Raw genomic sequence first — 18,403 nt, 5'->3', positions numbered from 1 at the left:
GGAACCTATGAAAAAGAAACTTGTGGTTTTAACCGGTGCCGGGATAAGTGCCGAAAGCGGTATCGCTACGTTCAGGGATGCAAACGGACTTTGGGAAGGACATGATGTAATGGAAGTGGCTACCCCACAAGGCTGGCAGAAAAACCCGGAACTTGTACTTGACTTCTACAACCAGCGCCGCAAAAATGCCCACACAGTTAAACCCAATGCCGGCCACCTGGCCCTGGCCGACCTGGAAAAAGACTTTGATGTACGCATTATCACCCAAAATGTAGACGATTTGCACGAGCGCGCCGGCTCAAGCAATGTAATACACCTGCATGGCAAACTGTTTGAGAGCCGCAGTACGTTAGACCCCTCGCTTATTTACCCCATTGAAGGCTGGGAACTAAACGTCGGCGATAAGTGTGAGCGTGGTTCACAGCTACGGCCAAACATTGTATGGTTCGGAGAGGCTGTACCCATGATGGAGAAAGCCATGGAAGAAACCGTGCAGGCAGATATTTACCTGGTAGTGGGTACTTCTCTGGTTGTTTACCCCGCTGCCAGCCTGGTTGATTTTGTGGACGATGGTGCACCCATATTTGTGGTAGATCCTAACCTGCCGGAAATGCGAAAACGCGAGAACCTGTTTTTGTTTGAAGAAAAGGCCTCTACAGGCATGGAGAAAGTAGCCCAGCTGCTCCGCGAAAAATACCGGTAGCCATACTTCATCTTTGATAATTACCCAATCATAAAAAGGTGCTGCTAGAGCAAGAGCAGCACCTTTTCTGTTTAGGCTGTCTAAATTTTATCTCGCTAAAGCCTTTACAGGCTTAACAGCAGCCCTACAGCCATAGGCCACTACGCGCCTGCTCTTTAAAACCCCGCACAGGCAAATTATACTTTATACTTAACGCTAAGCAGCGCTACTGCAAATACAAAATTTAAATTTTTATTTTTAGATGAATCTAAATTAATAATTTAGCGTTTCTAATTATTTAGTTATAACAAGTATAATTTAAAAAATGGCACATCGTATACTTTTACTTTTGTTCTTATTGCCTTTACAATCTTTTGCACAAACAGCAACAGTTAAAGGCACCATTACCTCCGGTTCAGGAGCAGTAACTTATGCTACTGTTATGTTAAAAGATACAAAGTGGGGGGCTTCTGCAAACGAGGCCGGGCAGTTCGAGATAAGTGGCATTGCGGCAGGCAGCTACCAAATGTATGTTTCTGCCATCGGTTACCGGCCCTATACTGTACATCTAGCCCTGGAGTCCGGAAAAACAGAAACAGTAAGTATACAGCTCACAGAAGTAGATGCCACTCTAAACGAAGTCGTTGTTACAGGTACCCGCACCAGTCGCCGTCGCCTGGAAAGCCCTGTGGCAGTAAACGTACTCGATAGCCGGACATTTAATTTAACGCAATCCAACACTTTATCAGAAGGGCTTTGCTTTCAGCCGGGGCTGCGCATGGAAACCGACTGCCAGACCTGCAACTACACACAGTTGCGCATGAATGGCCTGGGTGGCTCTTATTCACAGTTGCTGGTAAACAGCAGACCCGTTTTCACATCACTAATGAGCTTGTATGGTTTAGAGCAAATACCAGCCAACATGATTGAGCGCGTGGAAATTGTTCGTGGCGGAGGTTCGGTGCTGTACGGATCCAGCGCCATTGCCGGTACTGTAAACATCATCACCAAAGAGCCTCAGGAAAGCGCTTATACTTTATCTGCCAACTCTGCTGTTACGGGCGGCCAAGCCTGGGACCAGGTACTGAATGCAAATGTAAATGCGGTTAACGAGGATAAGAATGCCGGCATCTCCTTTTTCGGGTCGCACAGGGACAGGGAGGCTTATGATGCAAACCAGGATGGCTTTTCAGAATTGCCCAGGCTAAAAAATAACTCCTTCGGGTTTAATGCCTACTTTAAGCCAACAGCGCAAAACAAACTTGAAATAAACGGCTGGAGCATACACGAACTGCGCCACGGCGGAGACAAACTAGATAAACCCGCTGACCAGGCCGACCAATCGGAGTACCGGATACACGACATTATACTTGGTGGCTTTAACTACGAGCATCACGCTAAAAACGGTAAAACCTATTACAGTATATACGGGGCAGCCCAGAATACCAAACGGGTGCACTACACCGGCATAGACCAGGCCGACGGATGGGGCAACACCAAAAACCATACCTTGCAGGGAGGCTTGCAATTTAATTTTACTTCGCACAATTTTTTAGGCGGCTCCAACACATTTACCACCGGTGCAGAGCACATGTATGATTATACGTTTGACCAGATCGAGGCATATAATTTTCTGGTTGATCAGAAAACTAACCTGAGTGGCTTTTTTCTGCAAAGCGACTGGGATGTATCGCCGGCTATTACTATACTTTCCGGCATCAGAGCCAACAAGCACACCCATGTAAACAGGCTGGTATTTACTCCTCGACTAAGCGGGGTTTACAAATTGGGCAGCACCACACAGTTCAGGGCCTCCTTTGCCCGCGGCTTTAAGGCTCCACAGGCTTTCGAAACCGATCTGCACATAGCTTTTGCAGGCGGCGGCATCTCCCTTATACAAGTAGACTCAAACCTGAAGGAGGAAACATCGGGTAGCGTAAACGCTTCCGTGGATTTTAACAAACCAAGCGAGCACATGATCTTCGGGTTTACGCTAGATGCTTTTTACACCCGCCTGCACGATGCATTTGTGCTGGAAGAGACCGGCACAGATGAGAATGGAAACCAACAGCTGCTCCGCAAAAACGGCGGCAACTCAACGGTAAAGGGCATTACCATGGAGGGCCGCATTAACTACGATCAGGTTTTCCAGCTGGAGTCTGGCATAACGCTGCAACGCTCCCGCTACGACAATCCTGTTGCCTGGTCATCATCGTTTCCCGGTACCCGTACTTACCTGCGCACGCCCGATACCTACGGCTATTACGTAGTTACGCTGCTGCCGCAGCACCGCTTTACCACGGCTATCTCGGGGGTAATAACCGGCCCGATGCTGGTGCCTCACTTCGGGGGTGCACCCGGGGTTCCGGAAGATGTGCTGCACACCTCCCCTGTTTTTGTCGAAAATAATCTGAAGCTGGCTTATCGCTTTACCATCAAAAGTATAAACCAGGACCTGCAACTGAGTGCCGGCGTGCAGAACATGTTTAATCAGTACCAGAAAGATTTTGACATTGGCAAGAACAGAGACAGCAATTATGTATACGGCCCTGCCCGCCCCCGCACCTTCTATGTTGGCCTAAAGTTTAGGCTGATGTAATTTAAAATTATACCTTTATACCTTCACCAGTAACGCTAACGCATGTTCTTTACCGTACCCGGCCTGCACAACTCAGGCGAAGACCATTGGCAGACCATTTGGGAGAAAACCTATCCGCAGCATTTCCGGCGGCTGCAGCAACAGCGCTGGGACACCCCAGACAAAGACACGTGGGTAACTGCCATGGAAAAGCAACTTAACGCGTACCCTAACGAAGAAATAGTGCTGATGGGCCATAGTGTTGGCTGCGCCGCCATTGCGCATTGGGTTGCCGCCTACGGAAAACAGATAAAAGGTGCTTTGCTTGTAGCGCCCAGCGATGTTGACCGGCCTAACTACCCGAGCTACATTACCGGCTTTGCCCCTATGCCCCTGCAACCCTTGCCGTTTAAAACTATTGTCGTGGCCAGCACAAACGACCATGTGGTGGACCTGGATCGCGCTGCCCACTTTGCCTCCTGCTGGAAAAGCAGCCTACACGTGCTGGAAAACGCAGGACACATAGAAGGCAAGTATGGCTACGGCACCTGGCCCGAAGGATTGGCGCTATTGCAGCAACTCGACCCTGAATTTATACTTTAGCCTGCCGCATTTTCTTTTAAGCAGCAGGAGGCCTATCTTGCCCCGCAAAAACACCATACTTTGAGCATACAATACATACTTGAACTGCTGGGCACTTTCTTTTTTGCCGTTTCCGGGGCACTTGCCATGAGCGAGCAGGACCGGGAGCAGGATTGGTTTGGAGCAACGTTTACAGGCTTTGTAACCGCTATCGGAGGCGGTAGCCTCCGCGATATGCTGCTGGGCAGCTACCCGTTGGTTTGGATTGACGATGTACGATTTCTCTACATTATACTTGTAGCGATTATCTGTACCGGCCTGTTCTATAAATGGATGCAAAAGTTACGCCGCACCCTGCAGTTGTTTGATACCCTGGGAATTGCACTTTTCACCATTGTAGGCACCGAAAAAGCATTAAGCTTAGGTGTCAGTCCTGAGATTGCAGCCATCATGGGAATGTTTACGGCTGTAATGGGCGGCGTTATCCGTGACATGCTTACAAACGAGGTGCCGGTGCTTTTTAAAAAAGAGATCTACTCCAGCGCCTGCCTGTGCGGCGCAACTTTATACTTAATCATGTACGGGCTTAATGTAGAGCGCAATACGAGCTTCCTGGTGGCTATTGCTTTTATTATTGTATTGCGCCTGCTGGCAGTAAAGTATAACGTAACGCTCCCTAAATTCCGGAAATAATAACTGGGGCTTTCTGAATGCTTTGCTATATTTGAGTTGAAATTTAAATAAACAGCTTAAAATTACCCTTACTGCATCAATGAGTTACACCGATTCCAGGGACTTCGAAACAAACGATCCTTTTCTTTTTGATGATGAAGCAGAGCCGCTTTACGAAGTAAGCAAAACCAGGCGTTTCCTCAATTACCTGATCGATGTTGTAGCCTTTTATGCTCTCGCACTGATAATAGGTGTTGTACTTGGCCTTACAGGCATGCAGTTTATACTTGAGGCCATAAACGAAACTGTTTTGGGCATCATTATCATTTTTGTTTATTTTTGGGGGATGGAAAGCATTTTCGGCCAGACAATCGGGAAAATGTTTACGGGCAGTATAGTGGTTACGGAGGACGGCGAAGAGGTAACGACAATGCATGCATTTAAAAGAACGCTGTGTCGTCTTATACCTTTCGAGCCCTTATCGTTCCTGGGTTCAGGGCCGGGCTGGCACGACACCATTTCCAAGACAAGAGTAGTAAGAAAATAACGTTCAACTTTTAGCCGAGTTGTAAACAGGGAGCCTGGATTTTATCCGGCTCCCTGTTTTGTTTTACAACCACCCATAACTATAACCGATAAACAATCGAATACAGGCTGTTATCCGTAGAAGCTTATAGCTGTAAAAATGAAACTATGAACTTAAAACACAAATTGTTAACTACCCCCGACACCTGGAGCCTGACCATCATACGGGTGATGCTGGGGCTGGTGCTATGGCCGCATGGTGCTCAGAAACTACTGGGTTGGTTTGGAGGCAACGGACCTGCCGGTTTTGTAGCTGGCTTCGAGCAAATGAGTGGTTTACCCGGCTTTATGGCCTGGCTGGTAATAATAATTGAGTTTGTGGGGGCTATTTGCCTTATCGTTGGTTTCTGGACGCGCTTCTGGGCCTTTTGCGTAATCGGCCTATTTACCGGCATTATCCTAACCGCACATTTATCCAACGGCTTTTTTATGAACTGGGGCGGCAACCAAGCAGGCGAAGGCTATGAATATCACTTGCTGGTGATAGGCATGGCCTGGGCATTAGTTGTGGGCGGAGCCGGTTTGATGAGCGTAGACAAAGCAATGTACAATAACCAGAGAGCCTTTTAGATAGCCCTGAAACAAAAATCAGTCTACGGCCATTTGTGGTGCTGTATAGTAGCTGTTTAACACAAAAGTGTAGGCTGCTTTATTTAGTATGAAGGCTGCTTTTCCGAATAGGCGATGTCAGGTTCATGCCAAAGTGCTAAACTATACTTTCTTGTAGTATCCGGAACTGCTTTAATGTATACTTATTAAGGCGAAGCAAACAAGTAAATCAGCTTTGTGTTTCTGGGAACTTACCCCAATCCTGCTGCTGGTCATACCACAGCTCGCCGTTGTTTATCTGTAGCGGCGATGCCAAGTTGTTATGGTAAAGCAGCCCGGTGCCCAAGCCCTGCGGTAGCGTTATGTCGTGCTGTGCTGTAAACTGGCTTATCGCATTCAACCCTATATTCGACTCCAAAGCCGATGTCATCCACCAATCTATACTTCGTTCCTCGGCCAGCTTAATCCAGTCGGTACTTGCGGCTAAACCACCAACTAGCGTGGGTTTAAGTATAATGTACTGCGGTTTTATTTGGTCCAGCAGCTGTTCTTTTGCCTCTTTTCCTGCAACTCCAATCAGTTCCTCGTCCAGGGCCACCGGCACCGGCGAGTAGGCACAAAGCTCAGCCATCTGCTCCGGCTGCCCCTGCCTGATGGGTTGCTCTATGGAGTGTATCTCATACTTTGCCAGGCGTTCCAGTTTTTTATAGGCTTCGTCAACAGAAAAGGCACCGTTTGCGTCTACGCGTATGGTCAGGCAGTCAGCGGGGGTGCGTTCACGGATGCTCTGCAAAATCTCCAGTTCCTTCCCAAAGTCCAGGCCACCGATTTTCAGCTTCAGGCAAGTATAGCCCTCTTTCAGTTTCTTAGCTATCTGCTCGCGCATAAACGCTTCGTCCCCCATCCAGACCAAACCGTTTATAGGTATTCCGGCCTCTCCGTTGCTAAAACTGTTTTTGTAAAGTATACGCCTGCCACCGTTCTCTAAATCCAGCATGGCAGTCTCCAGGGCAAAGTATAAGGCGGGCCAAGCATCTAGTTCAAGCGCTTCCGGTAAAGGCGCACCAGCCTGCAGGCTTACCTTTTGCTCATTAATCAGCTGTATTACCTCCTTTATTTTTGCCTTCAGCGCTGGCTTGTGGTCTATGCTTAAACCTTCCAGCGGAGCGCATTCTCCAACGCCAACGACTTCGGGCTGGGCTGTATCAAAAACGCTGATGTAGTATACGTTATGGGTTTTGATGGCACCGCGCGATGTGCGGGCATCAAACTTAAATTGTAACGTATGGGGCGTATAATGCAGTTTTAAAGACATAGAATAACGGTTTCAAATCTGTGGCAAGTTAAACCAATAAAGCCAAAAATGACGTAAATAAGGAACTACGTACAACTATACGTTAGCGAGTGAAGTACATGTTCGGGGAGTACAGCATTTAAAAGAGCAGCTTACATACTATAGCCCTATCACCGTACAGCGCTATTTTATCGTTCAAACTAACAGCGCTCCCACTTGTTTTTAAGCATACAGTAACAGTTCCGGCACCCAAACCAACAGCACCATGAGTATAGCCTTAGCCGCTGCCACACAAAACATAGCACAGCAATTCACACAGATAAGAGCTCAGACGGAAAAAATTTGCAGGCCCTTAGAGCCGGAAGATACTGTTGTACAGCCAATGGTAGATGTAAGCCCTCCAAAGTGGCACATGGCACACACCAGCTGGTTTTTTGAAGAATTCCTCCTGAAGCCACACTTACCGGGTTATAAAGCGTTTCATCCAAAGTATGGCTACCTGTTCAACTCTTACTACAACAGCGTGGGCAGCAGGGTGCTCCGCGATCAGCGTGGCACACTTACACGACCACCGCTGCGCGATATCTATACTTTCCGGCAGCACATTGACGAGCATATGCAGCAGCTTCTGCAAAGTATAGATGAGGCTAAACTATCGGAGCTGATGCCTGTACTGCAGCTAGGCCTGCAACACGAGCAGCAACACCAGGAACTGCTCTTAACCGACATTAAATTTATACTTAGTACAAACCCCTTGGTGCCCACTTATACGCCGCTACCTGCCAGTATGCCATCTACTGCAACTAAGGCAAACTTTATAGAGGTGCCCGGAGGCGTTTATACGATCGGGTACCAGGGCAACGACTTCTGTTTTGATAATGAGCTGGGCGTGCACGAGGTACTGCTTGATGACTTTACCATAATGAACCGCCTGGTAACTAACGGCGAGTACCTGGAATTTATGCAGGACAACGGTTACCTGGACTTCAGGCATTGGTTGGATGAAGGACTGGCGCTGGTAAAAAAAGACAACCTGCAAGCGCCCCTTTACTGGTTGCAGCAAAACGGAGAATGGCACCGCTTTACCCTGCATGGCCTGCAAAAAGTAAACTTGAATGAGCCCGTTACCCACCTCAGTTTTTACGAGGCCGATGCCTATGCCAACTGGGCCGGTAAACGCCTGCTCACAGAGTTTGAGTGGGAGGCAGCAGCACAGGTTTATCCTCCTGCTAAAGGCAACTTCGTGGAGAGCAACGTATTGGAGCCAACTGCCGCAGCCCCGCAGAAAGCAGGTGTGCAGCAACTTTACGGCGATGCCTGGGAATGGACTTACAGCGCCTATCACCCCTACCCAGGCTTTAGGAAAGCGCCGGGTGCCATTGGCGAGTATAACGGCAAGTTTATGCTTAACCAGATGGTGCTGCGCGGTGGCTCCTGCGCAACACCCGAAAGCCATATGCGCCCTACTTACCGTAATTTTTTTCATCCTGACAAACGCTGGCAGTACAATGGCATACGGCTGGCCTCAAAATAACCCAATGAACCTGAACTCTACCCTTACCTCCATGATAGACCTGAGCCGCAAGGAAGACGGCACAAACGATACAGCAGCTTTTGCAAAAGATGTGGCAGCAGGCTTAAGCCTGAAGCAAAAAGATTTACCCTCGCGCTACTTTTACGATGGCAAGGGCAGCCAGCTTTTTCAGCAAATCATGAACCTGCCCGAGTATTACCTTACCCGCGCCGAGCATGAGGTGTTTACCACAAACAAAGATGCCATTTGCAGCCGCTTTGCCGGTGAGGGCTTTTTTCACCTGATAGACCTGGGTGCAGGCGATGCCTTAAAAACTAAAATCTTGCTGCGCCAACTGGCCCGCCAGCAGGCAGACTTTGATTATGTGCCGGTAGATATATCTGGCGATGCCATGCAGCAGCTTACCCAAAGCCTGCAAACCGAATTACCCGAAGTAAATGTGCAGGCCGTGGTGGGCGAATATTTTAAAGCGTTGCAATGGCTGCAAAAGCATAAATCAGAGCGTAAGGTGGTGCTGTTCCTGGGGTCCAATATCGGAAACTTCGAAAAGCAGGATAGCATTGAATTCCTTAAAAGCGTTCGCGGCTACCTTAGCCACGGCGACAGGCTTTTGGTAGGCGTTGATTTAAAGAAAAACCCGGATGTTATATTGCCAGCCTACAACGATGCAGCTGGTGTAACGGCTGAGTTTAACCTAAACCTGCTCAGGCGTATAAACCGCGAGCTCGGCGGCGAATTTATACTTGATCAGTTTCGCCACTACGCCATGTACAATCCTTTAGAGGGTGTAATGCGCAGCTTTCTTATCAGCTTAAAAGAGCAGCAAGTATACATAGGCGCTACAGGCAAAACATACCATTTCGCAGCCTGGGAGGCCATACATACCGAAAACTCGCATAAATACGCTGTGCAGGAAATTGAAGAGCTTGGTGGCTTATGCGGCTTTGGTACAGAAAAAGTATACTTTGACAAAAGCAAAGGTTTTGCTGATGTGCTTTTCTATGTAGCTTAGCAAACAAAGCTTTTTATACTTGCAGCTACAACTCCACCTTTCCAACTTTTATACTTGTCTATGGATTTGATCTCCCTTGCTTCCGGTGCCAGTTACTTTGCAAGCCCTGCTATGGCTACAGCAGCGGCTATAGCGGCTTTGCAGGCCGGCCACACCTCCTACGGGCCAACTGAAGGAACACCTGGTTTGCGCCAGGCTGTAAGCCAAAAGTATAAAAGCATGGGACAAGATGTGGAGCCGGAGCAGGTAATGATCACTCCCGGAAGCAAACAGGCACTTTTTAACCTTTTCACGGTGCTGTTGCGGCAGGGCGATGAAGTAGTGGTGCCTACCCCTGCCTGGTTTGGTTTCCATGAGTTGATGAAGTATAGTTGCGGTACGCTTGTGCCGCTGCCAACCAAACAGGAAGAAGGTTACACGCTTACTCCGGATATGCTGCGGCAGGCGCTTAACGAAAATAGCCGTATACTTTTATTAACGAACCCAGGTAACCCAACAGGGCGCATCTACACAAAAGAAGAACTGGAAGCGCTGCTACAGGTAACAAAACAGTTTCCGAACCTTTACATTATTTCTGATGAGATTTACGACCATATTACTTACAGCCAGCCTTATACTTCTCTCCTATCCTGCATGGGGGCAAAAAAAGAAAACACGATCCTAGTTAACGGCTTCTCTAAGAATTTTGCCATGTCGGGTTGGCGAATTGGCTATATTCTTGGTCCGCAAGAGCTGGTAAATAAATGCATCGATTTCCAGGCAAGTACCTTCTCCGGTGTAAGTGTATTTTTACAGGAGGCAGCGCAGGCAACCCTGGAACAAAGCGATAATGCACTTAAACAGATGTTGCCCGTCCTCTCAGAGAACCGGCACCTAATGGCTGATGCGCTGGATAGTATGGCTGGTGTAAGCTACCATCTACCAGATGGTGCTTATTACTTCTTCCCTGATTTTAGTGCCTGCCTGCAAAAGAAAACACCCCAGGGAAAACTCCTGCAGTCAAGTATGGACTTGGCAAATTACCTCCAGGAAAACTATAAGCTAAGTATAGCCCCCGGCGAAAACTTTGGTGCACCCGGACATGCACGCTTATCTTTTGCCGTGGAGAAAAACAAACTGCAGGAGGCCATGGAAAGGCTTAATGATGCCTTGGTATCATTAAGCCTAAACAGAAGCGTATGATGCTATGGTAGCCTTAGCGTGTGCCTGCAAATACATACTCCAATTACTGCCACACACCATTCTATCCCGGATAGCACCAGCCTATCCAAATAAAAAAGTTAATTTTGCGGCTCATTTAGGTTAACTCATGAATACCGCTGAATATAAAGAACACTTTTCCAAAAACTTCACACTTGCTTACCCGGTAGTACTTAGCCAGTTAGGGCACATTATGGTTAGCGTGTTCGATAGCCTGATGGTGGGCCGCATTGGTACGCTACCTCTTGCAGCGGCATCGCTGGGCAACAGCATCTTCATGATCACCATGGTGTTTGGCATGGGCGTATCCTTTAGCCTGACTCCGCTTATTGCCGCCGCTGATGGCCGAAAAAACTATACCCGCATCTCCCTACTCCTGCTTAATGGATTGGTATCAAACGTGTTGCTTGGTGTACTTCTGTTCATAGCCGGCTATTTTCTGTCACCTTACATCTCCTACTTAAACCAACCTGAAGAGGTGGTAAAATTGGCTATTCCGTACCTCAATATCCTCTTCCTGTCTATGGTTCCGTTAATGGTGTTCCAGGCATTCAGGCAGTTTGCCGAAGGGCTTTCGCTTACGAAGCAGGCCATGTATATTACGCTGGTAGCAAACACGCTAAACATTATACTTAACTATATCCTGATTTACGGTAAGTTTGGTTTTGAGCCGATGGGCCTGGTAGGTGCTGGCTGGGCTACTTTAATTTCGAGGGTAGTAATGGCTTTGATGATGGCAGGCTACGTGCTGTTTGCGAAGCGTTTCGAGATTTTCCGTCATTTTCTGCGCCTGCGCCACTTTTCGTTTTTGCATGTGTACCGCATCTTTAAACTAGGGCTACCAATCTCAGGGCAAATGATTTTTGAAATGGGGGCTTTCAGCTTTTCGGCTATCATGATTGGCTGGCTGGGCGCCAAACAACTGGCAGCACACCAGATAGCCATTAATGTGGCCTCTGTAACGTATATGATGGCAAGCGGCATTGCGGCAGCGGCTACGATACGGGTAGGCAACCAGAAAGGCATGGGCAACTTTAGAGGCATGCGCGTGGCCGGCTTAAGCAGTTTTGCCATGGGTGCCCTTTTTATGATGGCTAGTGGCTTGCTCATGGTGGCCGCCAAAGACTTTATTCCGATGCTTTATATTAACGACCCGGAAGTGATTCAGCTGGCGTCAACGCTGCTCATTATTGCGGCGCTGTTTCAGATATCAGACGGCGTGCAGGTGGTTGGCCTTGGTGCGTTGCGCGGCCTGGAAGACGTGCGCATTCCAAGCCTTATTTCGTTGGTGGCCTACTGGGTAATTGGTTTGCCAGTCGGGTACCTGCTTTGCTTTAAATTAGGCTTTGGCGTTAACGGTGTCTGGATGGGCTTACTGGTAGGTTTATCGGTGGCCGCAATTTTGTTATTCGTTCGTTTTAAGGCACTTAGCAATCGCTACCGAAAAATTGTACTATAACTTGGCACTAAAAGTTTATGTGTCGCGTTCGGCAAATATAAGAGATTCAACTTTTTAGCCGAAGTTAACATGTTTATTGCCACATTAATCTTGTCGTTATGGGCAGGCATTCTATCGCCTGCCCTAACGACAACCGGTATTGCTGTGCCCCCGCCAAAAAATACGCCCGGAAAAACAGCAGAAACCAAAAGTACCGAAAAATTAACCTGGTCAGACTCCCGCAGGCTTACCTGGGATGATTTTAAGGGTGCCCCTGAATCTGAAAATCCACACCATGCTTTAACAGCGGCCAACCTTGCCGTAGATGCGAAGTGCAGCAGCAATAGCTTTACTTACGACGTTAAATGCGTGTTTTTACCTGAGCAGTCCTGGTCTAAAAACAAAAAGTCTGCCTCGCTTCTAGGGCACGAGCAATTGCACTTTGACCTTACAGAAGTGCATGCAAGGCAGCTTCGCAAGAAGCTGAAAGAGCTTGGCAGTAGTTGCAGCAATCTTAAAGGGAACCTAAGTACAACAGTTAACGATGCTTTTAAAGCCTGGAAAGCTGAGCAGGATCTTTTTGATAAATCCTGTAGCCACGGCCTGAACAAAGCAGAAGAAGCCGCCTGGGCCGAAAACATAAACCATCGCTTAGCTAAATTAGAAGCATATAAATAGCCTCCTTACGCAGCAAAGCCCGGTATACTTTAAAATATGCCGGGCTTTGCTGCGTATTACTTGTTTATACTTAAAAGCACGCTATAGCTTTTCCAGGTTTTTGGTTGCGGGGCCTGTTACCACCCTGCCATAAGGGTCGAAGCGGGAGCCGTGGCAGGGGCAATCCCAGGAGTTTTCTACGTTGTTCCAGCTTACGATGCAGCCCAGGTGCGTACAAACTGCCGAACACTCGTGCCGCACGCCCTCAGCATCGCAGTAAACAGCTACTTTGGTAGTACCTTTTCGCATCAGCCTGCCAGTACCTGGTAGCACCTCCGATGGGTCTTCCACCTCACCTGGCGTTACGTAATCCTTCATCTGGGCTGCTACGTTCAAATTTTCTTTTAAAAACTCGCCCGCTGACTTTAAGCTAATCCTGGCAGGGTCGTAAATTTTTGTCCACTCGTTTGGCCGCCCCATAATGAGGTCGGTTAGAAGCATACCCGCAATAGTACCGTGGGTCATGCCATGCCCAGAGTCTCCTGTGGCAATGTATACATTATCAGCATCCCCGGGATTGCGCCCGATAAAAGCAAGCCTGTCAACGGGTTCGTATACTTGCCCCGACCATCTGTATTCTACCTCCCCAGCCATCGGGAACTTAAGCCTTGCCCAACGCTCCAAAGCATAATAGTGTTTGTCCGGGTGTGCATCCTGCCCGGTTTTATGGTCCTCACCGCCAACTATCAGCAGATCAGTAGCGGCTCCCCTGTCTTCTGCGGTCTGCAATCGGATATAGTGGTAAGGGTTGTCCATGTCCCAGTACAAGGCATCGGGCACAGCCCCTTTCGGTACAGACAAAGCCACTACATACGTGCGGTACGGTGCCTGCTTGGTGTGCATGGTAACCATATCGTTTACAGGAGTGTTAGTGGCTACAACCAAATGGTTCGACGAAACCGTATGCCCATCTTCTGTTACCACCGTTGCTACATTACCGCTCTTAAATTCCACCACTTTTGTTTGGGTAAATACCTGCCCTCCCTTCTCTGTGAAAGCCTTCAGCAAGCCCGCCAGATACTTTAAAGCATGAAAACGGCCTTGCTCAGGAAACTGCAGGCATGGCAAGGCAGTTAAAGAAACCACAGGGCACTCTTTACGCATCACTACATCGCGCCAGCCAATCTGCTGCACCGCCTCCAACTCTTTCATCAGTTCGTCCTGCTGCTCACGGTTATTGGCAAACAGGTATCCGTTTAAACGGTGAAAAGCAGCGTCTATATTTTCTTCTTTGGTTATTTCCTCGATCTTATCGATGGCTCGGGCATGGCTCAGGCAGGCAAGCCGGGCGCCGTCTTTCCCGAACAGGTTTATCAGGTTAGCGTAGCGATCATCCAAGGCATTAGAGAGATGTGCTGTGGTACGGCCAGTTTCGCCGCCACCTATCGCTTTGGCCTCCAGCAGTATAACCCGCTTGCCTTCTTTTGCTAATAGGTAGGCTGTGGTAAGGCCCGCTATGCCGCCTCCTACCACGCATACATCGCAAGTCAGGTTGTTAGTTAATTTCTGCGTGTCCATAACCGACACATCCTTTACCCAATAAGGTACGCTAGCTCCAGATTCGTTTTTCATAGTATTTTAGTTTGCGCATTTGGCTGCCCTCAACAAGGCATAGCCGATTGCTTTGGATTACGGTGTAGGCTTTCTTTAGTTTCTGAAGCATATTACCAAAGGCAATGCAGGATAATAAACGGCAGTAATGCAGCAGCAGTTTGTTTGATTACATGAACCATAGAATTAGCTATACCCCTGCCCTCAAAAACACATTGGCTACCTTTCATTTTGATTTGAAATCAAGATAATTTATACTTGGCATTTAATCAGGAAACCAATTAAGCAGTAACCTTAACGAGTAAACAATGCATGCACCCTCCCAAACTATGGAAACCATAAGCTGGCAGCACTTCGAGCAAACCGATATCAGAGTAGGAACAATTGTAGAGGCCGAAGACTTTCCGGAGGCCCGCAAACCGGCCTTTAAGTTAACAGTAGACCTGGGCCCGCTCGGCCTGAAAAAATCAAGCGCACAGATAACCAAGCACTATACCAAAGAGGCTTTAGTGGGCCAGCAGGTGCTTTGCGTAGCCAACCTGGGCAAAAAACAAATAGGTAAGTTTATGTCGGAGGTGCTGGTTACGGGCTTTGCCGACGAAAACGGGGATATTATACTTGCCCAACCATCCAGAAAGGTACCTGACGGCAGCAAGCTGATGTAACCAAAATTACTTTCCTGCAGCTCTGAGTTTTGTTTCGCGCAGGCTTAGGGTATCCACTATAATCTCGTAAAGCGCATCCATCTCCTTCAGGTTATCCTTGTAGTAACTATAGGTATCCCGGAACTGCTGCTCGGTTACTCCGTGCTTTTTAAATACTTCCCTTTCCTGGTAAGTAAAAGCCATCAAGGCAGTATCCGGATACACTACCCTCGATTCTACCTGGGCCTCAGCAATATGAATATCCGCCAGTATCTGCACCATCTTATCGCGGGGAACCAGATCAGCTGGCGCTTTTGACTGATTATTGCCGCAGGCAAACAAGCTGAAGCAAAAAAGTATGTAGAAAAGTCTTTTCACGGATGAAATTTAAGAGAATATATCATAATTTTAAAATCTGAGGCCAAGGTAATTATCAATGAAGGAGCTTGTACAAAAGCTACGTAAGTATGAGATACGCATTCGCAAGGCGATAACCACGCAAATGCAAGGCGATTTTCACTCTGTTTTTAAAGGAACAGGGCTGGAGTTCGACGATGTGCGCTCATACCAATATGGCGATGATGTACGCTCCATTGACTGGAATGTGTCTGCCAAAGGCCATGGAACCTTTGTAAAAACCTACCGCGAGGAAAAAGAACAGTCGGTGTTTTTGATGCTTGACGTGAGCGCTTCGCAAAGTATAGGCACCGGCAAACAGCAGAAAATTGATGTGGGCAAGGAGATTTGCGGCGTATTGGCTTTATCGGCGGCGCAGCAACAGAGCCAGATCGGGATTATCTGCATATCAGACCAAAAGGAAAAGTACATTAAACCCGCCAAGGGCATACAGCAGGCTTACACCATTATCAAAGCCTTAAACGAGTTACAGCCAAAATCAGGAAAGACAAACCTGGCTGCAGGAATCAAGTTAACCCTCGACATCATTAAGCGGCGCAGCATCATATTGCTGATTTCAGACTTTATAGATGTAGACTATGAAAAAGAACTGGGCATGCTGGCCAAGCGCCACGACCTGATCGTGATGCAGTTGCAGGACGTGCGGGAGCAGAAAATTCCGCCGATGGGGATTGTGCCGATACTCGACAAAGAAACCGGGAAAACGATTTGGCTGAACACTTCCGGCGCCGAATTTCAGAAGCGATACATTGCGCAATACTCCGAAAACCAGAGCAAAGTAGAACGCATCTGCCAGAAGTACCAGGCAAATTACCTGGCTATACAAACCAACGAGGACTATGTGCCGCAGCTGGTAAACCTGTTCAGGCTCAGAAACAGAACAACAAAACGAAGTGCGTAGCTTATACTTATTTATACTTCTGTGTTTCCTGCAGGGGCCTGTATGGGGGCAGCAGGCGCGTAAGCCCGTGGGTGGCTTTGCACAGGATACCGCTAAACTCGGGCAATTACTGCAGTACACGCTGATTCACCAGCACCCTGCCTCACAGGAAGTTATACTTCCCGACTCAAACTACAACTTCTCCCCTTTTGAATTTGTATCCAAGGCATACTTCCCGACCTACACCAAGGCGGGCATCAGCACCGATAGCGCCGTTTATACTTTGCGCACCTTCGATACCACGCCTGCACAACAACTGGCCCTGCCGGTTTACATACTGCACGAAGAGGACACCTTGCGCGTGTTTGCCGATACAGACGCCGTAACGGTGCTGCAGCTGGTAAACAGCGTACAGGAGCCGCTTGTTATTAAAGACGACGTTGCGCTGGCTGCCGTGGCAAAGCGTTTTAACTGGCCTTTGCTGCTGCTCTACATTGTGGCCGGCCTTATCTTTCTTAGCCTGGTCTGGTTTATTTTCGGGCAGGCCATCATCCGGAAGTATAACCTGTACCGCCTCCGAAAAGACCATTTATACTTTGCCTCCCGCTACAATTCGCACCTCGACAGGTTTGTGAAATCCGGTGCCTCGCAAAGTATGGAGAAAGCCGTTTCGCTCTGGAAAAATTACCTGACCAAGCTCGAACGCAGCGCCATCAACTCCTTTACAACAAAAGAGATTGTAGAGTATTACCACGACGATGAAAATGTAAACACAGCCCTTCGCGTTTGCGACAGGGCAATTTACGGTAACGCTGCAGCCGAGGCCGACACCGAAACAAAACAGGCCCTGAACATGCTGCGCCGCTTTGCTAAAAGCCGTTATAAAACACAACGAGAAGTAATCCGAAATGCTAAGAATGCCCGATGATTTCTGGGATTGGCTAAGCCTGGAATGGTTTAGCTACAGCACGCTGCGCTCCTTTGACTGGGTGTACCCGCTGGTGCTTTATGCATTGCCTGTGGTATTGCTGCTGTTTATACTTAGGTGGCTGTTCTCTTTAAACCAGCGAAACAAACTGGACATGGCCCTGTTTGCGGGAAAAGCAGACTGGCAATGGACAAGCCTGTTACGGCACCTTCCCACGCTGGTGTTCATGCTGTTTATCATGCTGGTGCTGGTGGGCTTGGCAAGGCCACAGCGCGTAAACGAGCAAATAGAACAAACTGCAGCCGGCATAGATATTGTGCTGGTAATGGATGTTTCCGGTTCGATGGAGCTTACTGACATTAAACCAAATCGCCTGGCTGCCGCCAAAGAGGTGGCCACAGATTTTATTAAAGGCCGCGTGCAGGACAGGATTGGCCTCGTAGTTTTTGCCGGAGATGCTTACTCCCTTGCCCCGCTCACTACAGACTATAATCTGCTCCGCGAAAGTATAAACTCCATCGGGTTTAAGATGATACCAAACGACGGCACCGCCATCGGCAGCGCCCTGGCGGTGGCCATAAACCGCATGCGCGACTCAGAGGCTAAAAGCAAGGTTATCATACTTGTAAGCGATGGTGAGAACACAGCCGGCAGCCTGGACCCTGAGCTGGCAGCACAACTGGCCTACGCCTATGGCATTAAGCTGTACACCATCGGCATTGGCCAGGACGGACAGGTGGCCTACGATGTAGACGATACCGGCAAAACACTATACGTGGAAACGCAGCTGGATGAATCGAGCCTGCGAAAGATTGCGGAGATTGGCGAAGGCAGCTTCTTCAGGGCAGAGTCTAAGAGTGTACTGCAGGATATATTCCAGAACATCAACAGGCTGGAGAAAACCGAGATAACCGAGAGGCGCTTTAGGGATACCAAAGATTATTACCAGGTATACTTAAAGTGGGCGGTGCTGCTGCTGCTGTTCTGGATGCTGCTGAAGAATACTTTTATAACGAACGTGCTGGAAGATTAAAACAAACAAAGTATAAAGCTTATGGGCTTTTTATACGTACTGGTGCACCAGCCGCCGCAAAGCATTTTGGTAAACTTACCCGTATAGTACCTTTACACCTGAAACTG

At 48.3% G+C, this 18,403-nt stretch carries 18 protein-coding genes; 15 read left to right on the top strand and 3 right to left on the bottom strand.

The window, feature by feature from the left end:
- The first annotated feature begins 7 nt into the window (after positions 1-7).
- The 6 genes from Q1A23_RS07720 to Q1A23_RS07695 all read left to right on the top strand — a co-directional run bounded on the left by Q1A23_RS07720 (position 8) and on the right by Q1A23_RS07695 (position 5,669).
- Positions 8-703 carry an NAD-dependent deacylase gene (locus Q1A23_RS07720; RefSeq protein ID WP_299821706.1) on the top strand — a complete coding sequence of 232 codons (696 nt, stop codon included), beginning with the start codon at positions 8-10 and terminating at the stop codon, positions 701-703.
- 304 nt (positions 704-1,007) lie between these two features.
- Entirely contained in the window at positions 1,008-3,281 is a 2,274-nt protein-coding gene (locus Q1A23_RS07715) for a TonB-dependent receptor (protein WP_299821705.1), read from the top strand.
- Between the two features lie 42 nt (positions 3,282-3,323).
- Entirely contained in the window at positions 3,324-3,863 is a 540-nt protein-coding gene (locus tag Q1A23_RS07710; RefSeq protein WP_299821703.1) for an alpha/beta hydrolase, read from the top strand.
- 60 nt (positions 3,864-3,923) lie between these two features.
- The gene (locus Q1A23_RS07705) at positions 3,924-4,535 is read left to right on the top strand and encodes a trimeric intracellular cation channel family protein (RefSeq protein ID WP_299821701.1); all 612 of its coding nucleotides are present in this window, start codon (positions 3,924-3,926) and stop codon (positions 4,533-4,535) included.
- A 79-nt stretch (positions 4,536-4,614) separates the two neighbouring features.
- Positions 4,615-5,061 (top strand): RDD family protein, encoded by a 447-nt coding sequence (locus Q1A23_RS07700; RefSeq protein WP_299821699.1) that lies wholly within the window; start codon positions 4,615-4,617, stop codon positions 5,059-5,061.
- 146 nt (positions 5,062-5,207) lie between these two features.
- Positions 5,208-5,669 (top strand): DoxX family protein, encoded by a 462-nt coding sequence (locus Q1A23_RS07695; protein WP_299821697.1) that lies wholly within the window; start codon positions 5,208-5,210, stop codon positions 5,667-5,669.
- Positions 5,670-5,877: 208 nt separating this feature from the next.
- Here Q1A23_RS07695 and Q1A23_RS07690 read toward each other — a convergent pair whose 3' ends face one another.
- Complete coding sequence (locus tag Q1A23_RS07690; RefSeq protein WP_299821695.1) at positions 5,878-6,963, bottom strand: o-succinylbenzoate synthase; 1,086 nt, start codon at positions 6,961-6,963, stop codon at positions 5,878-5,880.
- A gap of 244 nt (positions 6,964-7,207) precedes the next feature.
- Here Q1A23_RS07690 and egtB point away from each other — a divergent pair, with 244 nt between their 5' ends.
- The 5 genes from egtB (at position 7,208) to Q1A23_RS07665 (ending at position 12,804) form a co-directional block, all read left to right on the top strand.
- Complete coding sequence (gene egtB / locus Q1A23_RS07685; RefSeq protein WP_299821693.1) at positions 7,208-8,476, top strand: ergothioneine biosynthesis protein EgtB; 1,269 nt, start codon at positions 7,208-7,210, stop codon at positions 8,474-8,476.
- A gap of 4 nt (positions 8,477-8,480) precedes the next feature.
- Entirely contained in the window at positions 8,481-9,488 is a 1,008-nt protein-coding gene (gene egtD / locus Q1A23_RS07680) for an L-histidine N(alpha)-methyltransferase (RefSeq protein WP_299821691.1), read from the top strand.
- Positions 9,489-9,548: 60 nt separating this feature from the next.
- On the top strand, positions 9,549-10,670 hold the full coding sequence (locus Q1A23_RS07675; RefSeq protein WP_299821689.1) for an aminotransferase class I/II-fold pyridoxal phosphate-dependent enzyme: 1,122 nt from the start codon (positions 9,549-9,551) through the stop codon (positions 10,668-10,670).
- Between the two features lie 127 nt (positions 10,671-10,797).
- On the top strand, positions 10,798-12,147 hold the full coding sequence (locus Q1A23_RS07670; protein WP_299821687.1) for an MATE family efflux transporter: 1,350 nt from the start codon (positions 10,798-10,800) through the stop codon (positions 12,145-12,147).
- 69 nt (positions 12,148-12,216) lie between these two features.
- A complete protein-coding gene (locus Q1A23_RS07665; RefSeq protein ID WP_299821685.1) occupies positions 12,217-12,804 on the top strand; it encodes a DUF922 domain-containing protein in 588 nt (195 codons plus the stop codon).
- A gap of 81 nt (positions 12,805-12,885) precedes the next feature.
- On the opposite strand, the gene Q1A23_RS07660 is transcribed toward Q1A23_RS07665, so the two are convergent.
- On the bottom strand, positions 12,886-14,415 hold the full coding sequence (locus Q1A23_RS07660) for an FAD-dependent oxidoreductase (protein ID WP_299821683.1): 1,530 nt from the start codon (positions 14,413-14,415) through the stop codon (positions 12,886-12,888).
- 308 nt (positions 14,416-14,723) lie between these two features.
- Between Q1A23_RS07660 and Q1A23_RS07655 the strand changes: the two genes are divergently transcribed.
- Positions 14,724-15,059, top strand: coding sequence for a tRNA-binding protein (locus Q1A23_RS07655; RefSeq protein ID WP_299821681.1), 336 nt, complete (start codon positions 14,724-14,726; stop codon positions 15,057-15,059).
- 6 nt (positions 15,060-15,065) lie between these two features.
- Here the strand turns inward: Q1A23_RS07655 and Q1A23_RS07650 are convergent, their stop codons facing one another.
- Positions 15,066-15,416 carry a DUF4296 domain-containing protein gene (locus Q1A23_RS07650; RefSeq protein ID WP_299821680.1) on the bottom strand — a complete coding sequence of 117 codons (351 nt, stop codon included), beginning with the start codon at positions 15,414-15,416 and terminating at the stop codon, positions 15,066-15,068.
- Between the two features lie 58 nt (positions 15,417-15,474).
- Here Q1A23_RS07650 and Q1A23_RS07645 point away from each other — a divergent pair, with 58 nt between their 5' ends.
- The 3 genes from Q1A23_RS07645 to Q1A23_RS07635 are packed head-to-tail and all read left to right on the top strand — an operon-like array spanning position 15,475 to position 18,296.
- Positions 15,475-16,356: a DUF58 domain-containing protein gene (locus tag Q1A23_RS07645; RefSeq protein WP_299821678.1), complete on the top strand. Its 882-nt coding sequence runs from the start codon at positions 15,475-15,477 to the stop codon at positions 16,354-16,356.
- Positions 16,349-17,263: a hypothetical protein gene (locus Q1A23_RS07640; RefSeq protein WP_299821676.1), complete on the top strand. Its 915-nt coding sequence runs from the start codon at positions 16,349-16,351 to the stop codon at positions 17,261-17,263. The genes Q1A23_RS07645 and Q1A23_RS07640 overlap by 8 nt, the downstream gene beginning before the upstream one ends.
- A complete protein-coding gene (locus Q1A23_RS07635) occupies positions 17,244-18,296 on the top strand; it encodes a VWA domain-containing protein (RefSeq protein ID WP_299821674.1) in 1,053 nt (350 codons plus the stop codon). The genes Q1A23_RS07640 and Q1A23_RS07635 overlap by 20 nt, the downstream gene beginning before the upstream one ends.
- The last annotated feature ends 107 nt before the right edge of the window (positions 18,297-18,403 follow it).

This window comes from uncultured Pontibacter sp. (assembly GCF_947492645.1).
Taxonomy (GTDB): Bacteria; Bacteroidota; Bacteroidia; order Cytophagales; family Hymenobacteraceae; genus Pontibacter.
The sequence above is the reverse complement of the archived record's forward strand: the minus strand, read 5'-3'. Positions and strand labels throughout refer to the sequence as shown.